Below are 12049 nucleotides of genomic sequence, written 5' to 3' on the forward strand. Positions count from 1 at the left end.
GCGGGAAAATCAGGACGCCGCGACCCCCGCGGCGCGGAACGTCTCCGCGGGCATCGCCCGGCGCAGCCGCCAGGTGATCGCGATCGGCTTCTCACCCTGGTGGCTCTCGATGTCGACCTGGCCCAGGCAGAGGAACGGTGCGCTCTGCCCAAGATCGTCCGAAGGTGCATCGCGGGTGAACAGCACGACGTGGGTGCCCCGCTCCCGGTGGTGGAGGTACCTCTGCCCGGGCACCGATTGCACCGTGGTTGAGTTCTGTGACTCCCAGTGGAATACCTCCGGGCTCACTGCGAAGTCGCGGTACATGGTCGTCGGCGAGAAGTCGCGCTCGGTCTTGCGTAGGTTCACCATGAACGCATCCGTGGCGTGCTCCGACGCCCACACCACACCGGCCTGGTGCCCATGGGCTTTGTTGCCTTCCATCCTGGCCCAGTCGAAGGCGGCAAGAATCTCTTCGCGACGGTAATGCGCGTGGCTGGCCAGCGGGATGTGGATGAGCCCCTCCCCCAGCGACTTCGGCAAGTGTCGCGCGGAGTCGAGCGTGTGCGCCACAAGTTCGCCGATTTCAGCGCACACCGCCGGGTGCCGTCGCAGGTGCGCGAGACCCTGCTCGTAGGTGGTGAACCCGTTGCGGTTGGGCCAGAGCTGGAAGAACAACATGCGGGCGAGCCGCTGCTCCCGCTCGGTGAGGTCGCCGTAGCCGGGGCCTGCGGGGGCCGCGAGCTGCGCATAGGCCCGCGCGCGCTCGGGGTCGTCGACGTGGCTGAGGTTGGCCACGCGCCGCAGCAGAGCTTCCTCGTCGGGCCCGGCGGCGAGGGTCGGCAGGCTCGCCTCGCGCCGCAGCGCGGTCCACGAGCCCTTCTTCCTGTAGACGTCCGACAGCTCGCGGTCGGCGTCGTGCAGGTACGTCGCGAGCGGCAGGTCCCCGTGCGAGCGGATGTCCGCGACGAGGTCGTTGCGAGTGAACCGCAGCTGACGCCTGACGTTGTCGAGCACGATGCGCTGCGCGACCCGGTCGAGAACCAGCGCCGAGCCGGACGGCAGGAACGGGAACAACTGCTCGATGTCGTCGGCCAGGCCCCGGCGGCTGCTGCCCGTCAGCGCCCGGTAGCGGACGTCGAAGCGGAACTCCCGGCGCTGCTGGCCGATGAAGTCAAGCGCGGTGAGCACGGCCTTGTCGGGAGCGCGGCGAAGGCCTCGGCCGAGCTGCTGCAGGAAGATCGTCGCGCTCTGGGTCGGGCGGAGCATGAGGATCGTGTCGACCTGGGGAAGATCGAGACCTTCGTTGAACAGGTCGACGGTGAACAGGCAATTGACGTCGCGGGCGCCGAGCCGGCGCAGCGCCTCCGCCCGGTCCGCCTGCGACGTGCGGCCGCTGACCGCGAGGCTCGGGATCCCGGCGTTTCTGAACACCGTCGCCATGTACTCGGCGTGTGCGATCGAGACGCAGAAACCTAGCGCCCGCATCGCGAGGACGTCGGTGACCTTGTCGCGCGTCTCCCGGACGACCTTCGCCGCGCGGGCGTCGTTGCCGGTGTAGACGGCGTCGAGCGCGGCCGTGTCGTAGCCACCCTTCTTCCACTCCACACCGGACAGGTCGACGTCGTCGGCGATGCCGAAATAGTGGAACGGGACCAGCAGGTCGTCGGCGAGCGCGTCCCACAGCCGCAGCTCGGCGGCGCTGCGGCCGTCGAACTGGTCGCGGACGTCACTGCCGTCGGCCCGCTCGGGCGTGGCCGTCAGACCGAGGAGCTCCCGGGGCGTGAGGTGGTCAAGCAGGCGACGGTAGGTGGCGGCCTCAGCGTGGTGGAACTCGTCGACCACGACGACGTCGAAATGGTCGGTGGGGATGTTCTCCACGCCGTACGCCGCGAGGCCCTGGATGCTCGCGAAGACGTGGTTCCAGCGCTCGGGGCGCTCGCCGCCTACGTAGAGCTCGCCGAAGGCGCCGTCGGCCAGCACCGCGCGATAGGTGCGGCGCGACTGGTCGAGGATTTCCTTGCGGTGCGCGACGAACAGCAGCCGGGCGCGAGGGAGGGTCTGGCGCAGCCGCGCGTAGTCGAGGGCGGCGACGACGGTCTTGCCGGTCCCGGTTGCCGCGACGACGAGGTTGCGGTGCCGGGCATGGACCTCCCGCTCGGTGTCGAGCGCTTCGAGGATCTGGGTCTGGTGCGGCAGCGGCCGGATCTCGAGCCCGGTGAGCATCTGATCGGCCGACGGCACGCGCGCCCGCCCCAGCGCCTCAGCCAGCCGGGCAACGTCGTCAGGGTCCTCCGGGTTGTATGGGACGAAGCTCGGGTCAGCCCAATAGGTGTCGAAGGTGCTGGTGAACTTGCGGATCAGCTCGGGCGTCGCGATGGCCGAGAGCCGCACGTTCCATTCGAGCCCTTCGACGAGCGCGGACTTCGACAGGTTGCTGCTGCCGACGAAGGCGGTGTCGAAACCGGTGTCGCGGCGGAAGAGCCAGGCCTTCGCGTGCAGCCGGGTCGTCGCCGACGCATAGTTGATCTTCACAGTGGCGCCGAACCGGCGAACGAGCTCGTCGACGGCCCGCTGCTCCGTCGCACCCATGTAGGTCGTCGTGATGACCCGCAGCTCGGCGCCGCGCTCCTTGAGGCTGGAGAGCTCGTCGTGCAGCAACCGCAGGCCCGGCCACCGGATGAACGCGCACAACAGGTTCACTGCGTCGGCCGAGACCAGCTCGGACCGCAGCTCGGCCGACAGCGACGGCTCGCCGGGGGTGTTCGTCATCAGTGCCGCCGCCGAGAGCGACGTCTTGGGCCGGATCAGCCGATGCACGCCCGGCGCGATCTTGCGGCTCAGGACGACGAGATGCTCGATCGCGTCACCGAGGTCGTCACCGGTCGACGAGATGCGAGCCAGCACCTCATTGGTCAGCGCGATGCGCCGCTGCGGGCTGGACTCGGATTCGAGGAGACGCTGGAATGCTGCGGCGACGTGCCGGGCGAGCACCTGAGGCTGGTCGGCCTCCTCGACCGGAAGGAAACGTGGATCAAAGTCGGGATATCCGGCGAGCGTGGCGTCGAGCTTCGCTGTGCGCAGGCGCTCGTAGACGCCCTCCGCCAAGGGCTCCGTCACGATGAGGTCGCCATGGGCCGGCTCATGACACGACTCCTGATCGTCGATCGTTCGGGTGCGATGCGTCACCGTACTCGGCGGCGATCTTCGCCCCGCGCCGTGGACTACCCCGATCGGGTTCACCTGATCTCGTCGGACTGCCGCTCTAGGGTGACTCCGATCGGAGCCGAAAGATGTCCGAGAGAATGCCGCGGGATGGCCGCGCGCTGGGAGGGCGAGATCCGGGCGGGCATCGTCGCGATGCAGGCATCGGGCGACGTGGGCGCCGGCGTCGACGCAGGGCGGACGGCCGCGGCGATCCTCGTGGGCATCCAGGGCGGCGTCGTGCTGCAGATGTCGACGGGGTCGGTCGCCGACCTGGAGGCGGCCCTCGACACGGCGATCGCCGCACTGCGCGCGACCGCACCCTGACGACGGCGAGGGCCAGGCGCGACGCCGCGGACGGCGCTACGGTCGACGGGTGCCGATCCTCGACGTCGACGGCCTCCCGACCTATTTCGAGGCCACCGGAGACGGGCCTGCGCTGGTGCTGCTGCACGGCGGGATGGTGGGGTCGGACTCGTGGGGTCCCTGGCCTGATCTGCTGGCCGCGGGCGGCTACACGGTGCTGACGCCGGACCGGCGCGGCCACGGCGGCACCCCGGACGTCGAGGGGCCGTTCACCTACGACGCGATGGCCGACGACACGGTGGGGTTCCTCCGCCAGGCGGTCGGCGGACCGGCGCACCTCGTGGGCTGGAGCGACGGGGCGGTGGTCGGCGCCCTGGTGTCGATGAAGGCTCCGGAGCTGGTGGCGCGACAGGTGCTGATCGGCCAGTACTACACACCCGGCGGCATCGCCCGGGCCGACTTCCTGGCGTCGCTGGAGTCGATGCGGGGCACGGCTCCGGAAGGGTTGCGCAGCGCCCATCCCTCGCCGGACGGGCCGGAGCACTTCGCGGTGGTCGTCGACAAGCTGCTCGACATGTTCGCCCGCGAACCCGACATCGACCTGCGCCGGTTCGCCGGGGTGACCGCGCCGACGCTGATCCTGCAGGGCGACCGCGACGAGGTGACGGTCGCGCACGGCCGCGCCGTCGCCGACATCCTGCCCGCGGGCCGGTTCGCGGTCCTGCCAGGCACCCACATCCTGCCGCTGGATGCTCCGGAGCTGGTCACCGCGTTGGTGCTGGCGTTCCTGTCGGGGTCCCTGGACGGGTGAGGCGGGGAGCGGCGGCGCTCAGGCCTGCGCCGACCAGCCCGCTTCGCAGGCAGCGACGAAGTGCGTCGTGATCGACGCCCATGCCGCGCCGGTGCGTTCGCGCCGGGGCCCCCCGGCGGGGCCGAGCCGGTCCCAGCCGGTCTGTTCGAGGCGGACGCGGGTGCCGGCGTCGTCGGCGACGAACGAGACGTCGACCTCGGTGGCCTCGTCGCGGTCGAAGAACAGGTGCCACAGCATCCGCAGCCGGGCGGGTGGCTCCCGGACCAGGAGCTCGCCCCACTCGTGCTCGGTACCGTCGGGGGCGGTCTCGACGATGCGGCCGCCGGCGCGGGGTCCGAGCGTGATCGACGCCGGGGCGCCGCTGATGGTGTGCGAGGGCGGCCACCACGTCGCGATCCGGCCGGTCCACACCTCGAAGGCGTGCGCGGGCGGTGCGGCGACGTGGAACTCGACGACGAGCGGATCGGGAGTCGTGGTCACGGGACGTCCCTCCCGGTCGCGGGGTTGGTGTTGTCGGCGACCAGCCGGAAGCGGCTCATCGCGTCGCCCCACACCGTACGCAACCAGACGCGGATCGCCTCGACGCCGTCGGTGCGCAGCCGGTAGACGCGGCGGGTGCCATGGGCGGCGTCGTCGACGAGGCCGGCGTCCTTGAGCAGGCGCAGGTGCCGGGACACGGCGGGCCTGCTGATCGGCAGCGCGGCGGCGATCTCGCCGACGGGGCGCGGCCCGTCGGCGAGCAGCTCGACGATCGCGCGCCTGCTCGGGTCTCCCAGTGCTTCGAGGGCGGCGTTGACGTCGGACATGTCAGCCCGCTCGCGCCGCGGCGGCCCTGAGGCCGTCGGCGTACTGACCGGACGACTCGGTCATGCCGGGGATCGTCCTGGTGAGGATCGCGGCGACCCGGATTCGCTCCCCGGGGGTGAACGTCGCGTCGAGCGACAGGACCGACGGGTTCCACTCCGGGGAGCGGGAGCCGTCGGCGAGCAGCACCCACACCTGTTCCGGCGGGGCGGCGATGGTGCGCCGCACCGAGTATCCGCTGTTCATGACCGTTCCTCCCGCGGTGTCCAGGTATCGGTAACCCGGAAGTTACCGTAACCGCGGAGTGACGGTCCCGTCGTCTGTTCAGCGCGGTGGGGCGTGCCCTACCCTCGGCGTCGGGAAACGCCCCGAGGGTGTAGGGACCTCTCGATCGTCCCGGGTGGGCGCGACCGCGCACGATGTCGCAGTAACGCACGGTGTCGCAGTCACGGATGACGTCAGTACCGCGAGACGCAGTCGCAGTCGCACTACGAAGGCCGCCCGGTCGATCCCGGTGGCGCGAGAGGACGAGCACGGATGAACGCCACCCCCCAGAAGCCACGCGACGACGCGGCCCTCGCGGAGGCCCGGGCGATCATCGAGCTCTGCATCCAGGGGTCCGAGGCCAACGACCGCGACGACCTCATCCGCAAGCTCACGACCGTCCGCACCGCGCTGGCCCGCCACCCCGGCCCGGCGACCGTCCGCGACTCGGCCACCGAGTGCATCCGTGCGCTGGAGTCGCTGAAGATCGACCTCCGCACCCGGCGCACCACGCTGTCCGACCCCGGCCGTGCCGCCCGGCTGCGCGCCGAGCTCGACCGCGCCCGCAACCACTTCGAGGACTTCCAGACCCGCTCGCGCGAGTGGCCCCAGCTGCTCGGCGAGGGCTTCTCCGCCATGAGCTCCGACGCCGAGTTCGCGCTGCGCACGCGCGCCCGGCAGGTCATCGCCGAGGGCGAGGACTCGATCGATGCCAACGACCCCAAGAAGAACAGCGAGGCCTTCGACGCCTGGCTGCGCCACCGCCTCGCGATCGAGGCGGACGAGGTCTACGGGCTGTTGCTCGAACGTAGCCGCCGCGTCGCCACCCAGCTCGGCGAGCAGCTCGACTCCCCGCCACCCCGCATCGAGTCGATCCCCGTGACCGCGCCCGACCGGCTCGTCGGCGAGCTGCAGGCCCGCCAGGTCTCCGGTGGCGGCAACCCGCCCGCAGGGGCCCGCATGCTCGGTGTCCTCATGCCCACCTACGGCGGCGTCATGATGGCGATCGTGCTGTCGCGGTTCCTCGGCCTGAACATGCCTGGCTGGGTCATCGCGGTGTGCGCCGTCGTCGGTGCGGTCGGCCTCGGCGGCGCGGCGCTGTCGGGCGAGCGCAAGCGCCAGCTCGACCGCCGCCGCGGCGACGCGAAGTCCACCCTGCGCGGGACGATCGACGAGTACCAGCTCGCCATGAGCAAGCAGATCCGCGACGCCGGCCGGCTCCTGCAGGGCGACCTGCGAAAGGCGGCGACGGCCGTCGTCAACACCCGGGCGTCGGAGTTCACCGACCAGCTCGACGCCGCACGCGAGGCCGCGGACACCGCCCGCAACGCCTCCGCCGACCTCTCCGACATCTCCGACGACCTCGAGGCCGTCTCCGAGCTGCAGGCCCGCGCCCGCCGGCTCATCGACAACCCGCCCGAGGGCCGCAACGAGCGGATCCTCAAGACCGTCTCGTAGGCGCCGGTCAGCCGTCCGGGGCCGGGACCGTCACGGGTGCGGGGACCGGTCTGCCGAACAGGATCGCGACGACGTCGCTGACCGCGTGCACCCCGTCGGCGAGCGACCCTGCCGGGTCGACCTGGTAGGTCACGGCGACGACGTAGCGCTCCCCCGGCCCCGCGAACCCGACGGTGTCGGCCACCCAGTGCTGTCCGTAGGAGTCGGACTCGAACGACCAGCCGTCCTTGTTGCCCGGGTGCTGGTCGGCACCGGCGGCCCAGACGCCCCACCGCTGGTTCCCCGCGACGCCGCGCAGCGCCGCGACGAGGTAGCCGCGGTCTCCCGCGTCGGCCCGGGTGAGCACCCAACGGCCCAGCGCGAGCAGGTCGTCGGTCGTGCACGTCACGAAACCCCAGTACGTCGACGACGTGAACCCCGGCACGAACGCGAGCCCGGCCATGCCGAACGTGGCGCGGAAGCGGGCGAGCATGGCGTCGTCGCCGAAGCGCTTCCACAACCGGTCCGACGCCGCCTCGTCGGAGAAGTTGAGCATCGTGTCCATGTCGTGGCGGTCGGCGGCCGTCAGCGTCACCGCGCCGGAGCGGGCCCGGGTCAGCAGGTCTGCGGCGATCGCCAGCTTGATCGTCGACGCCGTCCAGCCTGCGCGGGTGGTCGCGCCGTCGCGCCACACCGCGCCCGTGGTCCGGTCGAGCATCTCGACGCCGAGGTAGCCGTGCGGGCCGACGGTCCGCGCGATGTAGGCGTGGGCGTCGTCGAAACGGTGCTGCTGGGTGCACGACCAGGTACCGCAGCCCGCTGCGGTACCTGGGACGCCGGACGTCAGCGGCCCGGCCGGGCCCGGCGCCCACGTCACGGGTGGCCCCTCCGACACCGGCACCCCGGACACCGGCACCGGTGCCGCCGTTCCCCCACACCCGGCGACGACCGCGCAACCCACGACGACCGCGCAGGCGAGGGCGAGCGCAGGGACCAGGACACGCAGCGGGGAGCCGATGCGCCCACGCTACGACGCACCGCCGAGATGCACACCAGCGCGGTCGGGAGCGCTCACGTGCATCTCGTCGTACCGCCCGTGGGTCGGCGCGCGCGAGGTCACACGACATCCGGCGCGCACCGGATGGTTCCCGGGCTCCCATGGGTGCAGGCTCGGAGGCGAGCATCTCCCGGCGGAAGGAACCCGATGCGGTACGTGAAACTGGGCTCGACCGGACTCGACGTCTCGCCGGTGTGCGTGGGCTGCATGAGCTTCGGCGTCCCCGGCCGCGGCAGCCACGAGTGGAGCCTCGACGAGGACGCGTCCCGTCCTCTGATCAAGGCGGCGCTCGACGCCGGCGTGAACTTCTTCGACACCGCGAACGTCTACTCCGACGGCACCAGCGAGGAGATCGTCGGCCGCGCGCTGGCCGACATGGCCGACCGCGACGAGATCGTGCTGGCCACGAAGGTGCACGGCCGGATGAGGCCCGGCCCGAACGGCGGCGGTCTGTCCCGCAAGGCCATCATGACCGAGATCGACCACAGCCTGCGCCGGCTGGGCACCGACTACGTCGACCTCTACCAGATCCACCGCTACGACCCCGACGTCCCGCTGGAGGAGACGCTCGAGGCGCTGCACGACGTCGTCCGCGCCGGCAAGGCCCGCTACATCGGGGCGTCGTCGATGTGGGCGTGGCAGTTCGCCCGCGCGCTGTACCTCTCCGACGCCAACGGCTGGACCCGCTTCTCGACGATGCAGAACCACTACAACCTCCTCTACCGCGAGGAGGAGCGCGAGATGCTGCCGCTGTGCGCGGCGGAGGGTGTCGGCGTCATCCCGTGGAGCCCGCTGGCGCGGGGCAAGCTGACCCGGCCGTGGGACACCGAGAGCGCGCGCAGCCGCACCGACCGCTTCGGCAGCACGCTCTACAAGGCGGAGGACGCCGAGATCGTCGCCCGCGTCGAGGAGGTCGCCGCAGCCCGGGGCATCCCGATGGCCCAGGTCGGCCTGGCCTGGATGCTCGGCAAACCGGGCATCACGGCACCGATCGTCGGCGCCACGAAGATGCAGCACCTGCAGGACGCGATCGCCGCCGTCGACGTTACCCTCGACGCGAGCGAGGTCGAGCGCCTCGAGCAGCCCTACGTCCCGCACCCGGTGGCCGGGTTCCGGTGAGCCCTACCGCTTGAGCGCCACCCCGGCGAGTGCCCCGAACCGTTCGGGGCGCTCGCCGGCGGCCAGCGACGCGTCCGGGTGCCACAACGGCAGGTGCACCAGCCCCGGCTCCACGAGGTCCCAGCCGTCGAACTGCGACAGCAGCTCCGTGCGCGAGCGCAGGAAGATCGGCGTGCCGGTGCGCGACGACAGCTTCTGTGCCTCGATGACCTCCGGCGGCTGGTCCTCGTGGGTGACGTTGACCAGGGCCAGCATGCTGCCCGCGGGTACCGCGTCGCGGAGGCGGGCGACGATCCCGGCGGGGTCGTCGGCGTCCGGGACGAAGTGCAGGACACCCAGGACGAGGACGGCGATCGGCCGGTCGAAGGCGAGCAGGCCGCGCACGTCGGGGTCGGCGACGATGGACTCGACGTCGCGCGCGTCGGCCTGGACGACGACCGTCCCCGGGTTGCCGTCGAGGATCGCCCGGCTGTGTGACACCGCGATCGGGTCGACGTCGACGTAGACGACGCGGCACGACGGGTCCGCCTGCTGTGCGACCTCGTGGACGTTGCCGACCGTCGGGATACCCGAGCCGATGTCGAGGAACTGGGTGATCCCCCGGTCGACGAACCACTGCACGACCCGGCGCAGGAAGGCCCTGTTGGCACGCATGGTGTCGCCGATGTCCGGCGTCATCGACGCGATCATCCCCGCGAGCTCGCGGTCGACGGCGAAGTTGTGCGCGCCCCCGAGGAAGTAGTCGTACACCCGGGCCCCGCTGGGCCGGTCGAGGTCGATGTCCTGCGGCGCCCACGACGGCCGGCTCATGGTTCCCCACCTCCCACGTACCGCGTGCGGACAGGCACGCTCCGCTACGAGCGTAGGCCGACAACGTCACCCGACGGAATGACACGGCCGGTTCCATTCGCCGGACAGCCGTATGCTCCCCGGGTGAACGGCGGGGACCGGGCCACTCCGTGGCCGCCGTCCGCGGCACCGGACGTCGATGATCTGGTGTCGGCGTGGGCGACCGACCTCGCGCGCCCGGTCTACCGCCCGATGAGCCGCGTCGAGCTGCGCCGGTACCTGCGCTGGGCCGCGCTGCGCCTCGCCGCGGCCAGCGCGACCGACCCCGTCGACACCGACACGGCCCGCGCCGTCGGCGTCTCGCTGGTCGACAACGACCTGCTCGACGGCGAGGACCTGCCCTCCACCGTGTCCGCCCTGTGCACCCATCTTCCGGCTGTCGCCGCCGGCCTCGGGGTGGGGCCGGCGATGCCGGCGGCGCGGGCGGTCATGTCGGCCGTGGTCGCCGGCTACGCGGGTCGCATGCGTGACCGCATCCTCACCGAGCAGGAGATGGTCCGCCAGGCCGAGGTCCGCGCGCGCAAGCAGACCCAGGACGCTCTGCTGTCGAGCGAGGCCCGGTTCCGCGCCATCTTCGAGAACTCCGGCATCGGCATCGGCATCGCCGACATGACGGGCCGCATCGTCGACGCCAACGAGGCGTTCGCGTCGATGCTCGGCTACACGATCGAGGAGTTCTGCACGATCAACGTCACCGACTTCGTCTATCCCGACGACGCGCAGGGCATGTGGGAGCTCTACGAGGACATCATCGCGGGCAACAGCGAGTTCGCCCGCGTCGAGAAGCGCTACCGGCACCGCAGCGGCGGCATGGTGTGGACCGACCTCACCGCCTCCCTGATCCGCGACGCGAACGGCGCCCCGCTCTACACGGTCGCCATGGCCGAGGACGCGACGACGCGGCGCGAGCTGCAGGCCCGGCTGCGCCACCAGGCCACGCACGACCCCCTGACGGGGCTGGCCAACAGGACGATGGTCAACGACCGGCTCGACGAGCTCTTCGCCCGTCCCGGCGGCCGGATCGGGGTGTGCTACCTCGACGTCGACAACTTCAAGGTCGTCAACGACCGGCTCGGCCACGTCGTCGGCGACAAGCTGCTCCTCGCGCTCTCCTGCCGGCTGCACTCCAGCGTCTCCGGGCGCGGACACCTGGTGGGGCGCATGGGCGGCGACGAGTTCGTCATCCTCGTGGAGGACCCGCCCGACGGCGAGCTCGCCGACCTCGCCGACACCGTCCTCGCCGCGCTGGCCGTGCCCATCGACGTCGACGAGCACCGCCTCGTGGTCAGCGCCAGCATCGGGGTCGTCGAGACCTGCGTGGACAACACCACCCCCGCCGACGTCCTCGCCTCCGCCGACGTCACCCTCTACTGGGCCAAGGCAGACGGCCGGAACCGTTGGGCCCGTTACGATCCGGAGCGCGCCGCGGGCGACATCACCCGCTACACCCTGTCCACGACGCTGTCGGCAGGGCTGGAGCGCGACGAGTTCGAGGTCGAGTACCAGCCGATCGTCCGCCTCGCCGACAGCGGCGTCGTCGGCGTCGAGGCCCTGGTGCGCTGGAACCACCCGACGCTCGGGCGCCTCGGACCCGACCGCTTCATCGAGGTCGCCGAGGAGACCGGCGCCATCGTCCCGCTGGGCCGCCACGTCCTGCGCGAGGCCTGCACGCGGGCCGCCGAGTGGAACGCCGCGCACCCGGGGGCCGACCTGTTCGTCAGCGTCAACCTTGCCGTCCGGCAGGCGCACGACCCGGGGCTGGTCTCCGACGTCGCCGACATCCTCGCCGAGACCGGGCTGCCCGCCCGGCTGCTGCAGCTCGAGCTCACCGAGAGCGCGCTGCTCGGCCCCGCCGGGCGGCCCGTCGACGCCATCTCCGCGCTCGCCGGGCTGGGCATCCACATCGCCGTCGACGACTTCGGCACCGGCTACTCCAACCTCGGCTACCTGCCGCGGCTGCCGCTGCACTCGCTCAAGCTCGCCGGGGTCCTGGTCGAGGGGCTGCGCGGGCCCGACGAGGGCGCCGGCCGGATCGTCACCAGCCTCGTCGCGCTGGCCCAGTCGTTGGGGCTCACCGTGACCGGCGAGGGCGTCGAGACCACGGCCCAGGCCGCGCAGCTGCGCGGCGCCCGGTGCGACTACGCCCAGGGCTGGCTCTACGCCCACGCCGCGCCGTGGAACCAGGTCGTCGCCGACCTGGCCCGCCTGCGCCGCTGAGC

11 protein-coding genes are annotated in these 12049 nt (G+C 71.9%); 5 read left to right on the plus strand and 6 right to left on the minus strand.

Going from position 1 to position 12049, the window contains the following annotated elements:
• Nucleotides 1-9: 9 nt before the first annotated feature.
• Complete coding sequence (locus TOK_RS02000) at nucleotides 10-3099, minus strand: DUF3427 domain-containing protein (protein ID WP_098956252.1); 3090 nt, start codon at nucleotides 3097-3099, stop codon at nucleotides 10-12.
• A gap of 195 nt (nucleotides 3100-3294) precedes the next feature.
• Here TOK_RS02000 and TOK_RS02005 point away from each other — a divergent pair, with 195 nt between their 5' ends.
• Both TOK_RS02005 and TOK_RS02010 read left to right on the plus strand, forming a co-directional pair.
• Nucleotides 3295-3510: a hypothetical protein gene (locus tag TOK_RS02005; RefSeq protein WP_098956040.1), complete on the plus strand. Its 216-nt coding sequence runs from the start codon at nucleotides 3295-3297 to the stop codon at nucleotides 3508-3510.
• A 49-nt stretch (nucleotides 3511-3559) separates the two neighbouring features.
• Nucleotides 3560-4300: an alpha/beta fold hydrolase gene (locus TOK_RS02010; RefSeq protein WP_098956041.1), complete on the plus strand. Its 741-nt coding sequence runs from the start codon at nucleotides 3560-3562 to the stop codon at nucleotides 4298-4300.
• Between the two features lie 18 nt (nucleotides 4301-4318).
• Here the strand turns inward: TOK_RS02010 and TOK_RS02015 are convergent, their stop codons facing one another.
• From TOK_RS02015 to TOK_RS02025, 3 genes are read right to left on the minus strand one after another with little or no spacing between them, the layout of a single operon-like run.
• Nucleotides 4319-4780 (minus strand): SRPBCC domain-containing protein, encoded by a 462-nt coding sequence (locus TOK_RS02015; RefSeq protein WP_172457355.1) that lies wholly within the window; start codon nucleotides 4778-4780, stop codon nucleotides 4319-4321.
• Complete coding sequence (locus TOK_RS02020; RefSeq protein WP_098956043.1) at nucleotides 4777-5106, minus strand: helix-turn-helix transcriptional regulator; 330 nt, start codon at nucleotides 5104-5106, stop codon at nucleotides 4777-4779. The genes TOK_RS02015 and TOK_RS02020 overlap by 4 nt, the downstream gene beginning before the upstream one ends.
• Before the next feature lies 1 nt (nucleotide 5107).
• Nucleotides 5108-5350 carry an SRPBCC family protein gene (locus TOK_RS02025; protein ID WP_098956044.1) on the minus strand — a complete coding sequence of 81 codons (243 nt, stop codon included), beginning with the start codon at nucleotides 5348-5350 and terminating at the stop codon, nucleotides 5108-5110.
• 291 nt (nucleotides 5351-5641) lie between these two features.
• Between TOK_RS02025 and TOK_RS02030 the strand changes: the two genes are divergently transcribed.
• Entirely contained in the window at nucleotides 5642-6826 is a 1185-nt protein-coding gene (locus TOK_RS02030; protein WP_098956045.1) for a hypothetical protein, read from the plus strand.
• 7 nt (nucleotides 6827-6833) lie between these two features.
• Here TOK_RS02030 and TOK_RS02035 read toward each other — a convergent pair whose 3' ends face one another.
• Entirely contained in the window at nucleotides 6834-7682 is an 849-nt protein-coding gene (locus TOK_RS02035) for a serine hydrolase (protein WP_141566234.1), read from the minus strand.
• A gap of 327 nt (nucleotides 7683-8009) precedes the next feature.
• On the opposite strand from TOK_RS02035, the gene TOK_RS02040 reads away from it, so the two are divergent.
• A complete protein-coding gene (locus tag TOK_RS02040; protein ID WP_098956047.1) occupies nucleotides 8010-8981 on the plus strand; it encodes an aldo/keto reductase in 972 nt (323 codons plus the stop codon).
• A 3-nt stretch (nucleotides 8982-8984) separates the two neighbouring features.
• On the opposite strand, the gene TOK_RS02045 is transcribed toward TOK_RS02040, so the two are convergent.
• A complete protein-coding gene (locus TOK_RS02045) occupies nucleotides 8985-9791 on the minus strand; it encodes an SAM-dependent methyltransferase (RefSeq protein WP_098956048.1) in 807 nt (268 codons plus the stop codon).
• Nucleotides 9792-9914: 123 nt separating this feature from the next.
• On the opposite strand from TOK_RS02045, the gene TOK_RS02050 reads away from it, so the two are divergent.
• A complete protein-coding gene (locus tag TOK_RS02050) occupies nucleotides 9915-12047 on the plus strand; it encodes a bifunctional diguanylate cyclase/phosphodiesterase (RefSeq protein WP_253258130.1) in 2133 nt (710 codons plus the stop codon).
• Nucleotides 12048-12049: the final 2 nt, after the last annotated feature.

The sequence above is a fragment of the Pseudonocardia sp. N23 genome (assembly GCF_002583555.1).
Lineage (GTDB): Bacteria > Actinomycetota > Actinomycetes > Mycobacteriales > Pseudonocardiaceae > Pseudonocardia.

Coding starts and splice junctions, on each gene's coding strand:
- TOK_RS02005 (WP_098956040.1), top strand. CDS start 3,295: ATGGCCGCGCGCTGGGAGGGCGAGATCCGGGCGGGCATCGTCGCGATG.
- TOK_RS02045 (WP_098956048.1), bottom strand. CDS start 9,791: ATGAGCCGGCCGTCGTGGGCGCCGCAGGACATCGACCTCGACCGGCCC.
- TOK_RS02020 (WP_098956043.1), bottom strand. CDS start 5,106: ATGTCCGACGTCAACGCCGCCCTCGAAGCACTGGGAGACCCGAGCAGG.
- TOK_RS02025 (WP_098956044.1), bottom strand. CDS start 5,350: ATGAACAGCGGATACTCGGTGCGGCGCACCATCGCCGCCCCGCCGGAA.
- TOK_RS02040 (WP_098956047.1), top strand. CDS start 8,010: ATGCGGTACGTGAAACTGGGCTCGACCGGACTCGACGTCTCGCCGGTG.
- TOK_RS02030 (WP_098956045.1), top strand. CDS start 5,642: ATGAACGCCACCCCCCAGAAGCCACGCGACGACGCGGCCCTCGCGGAG.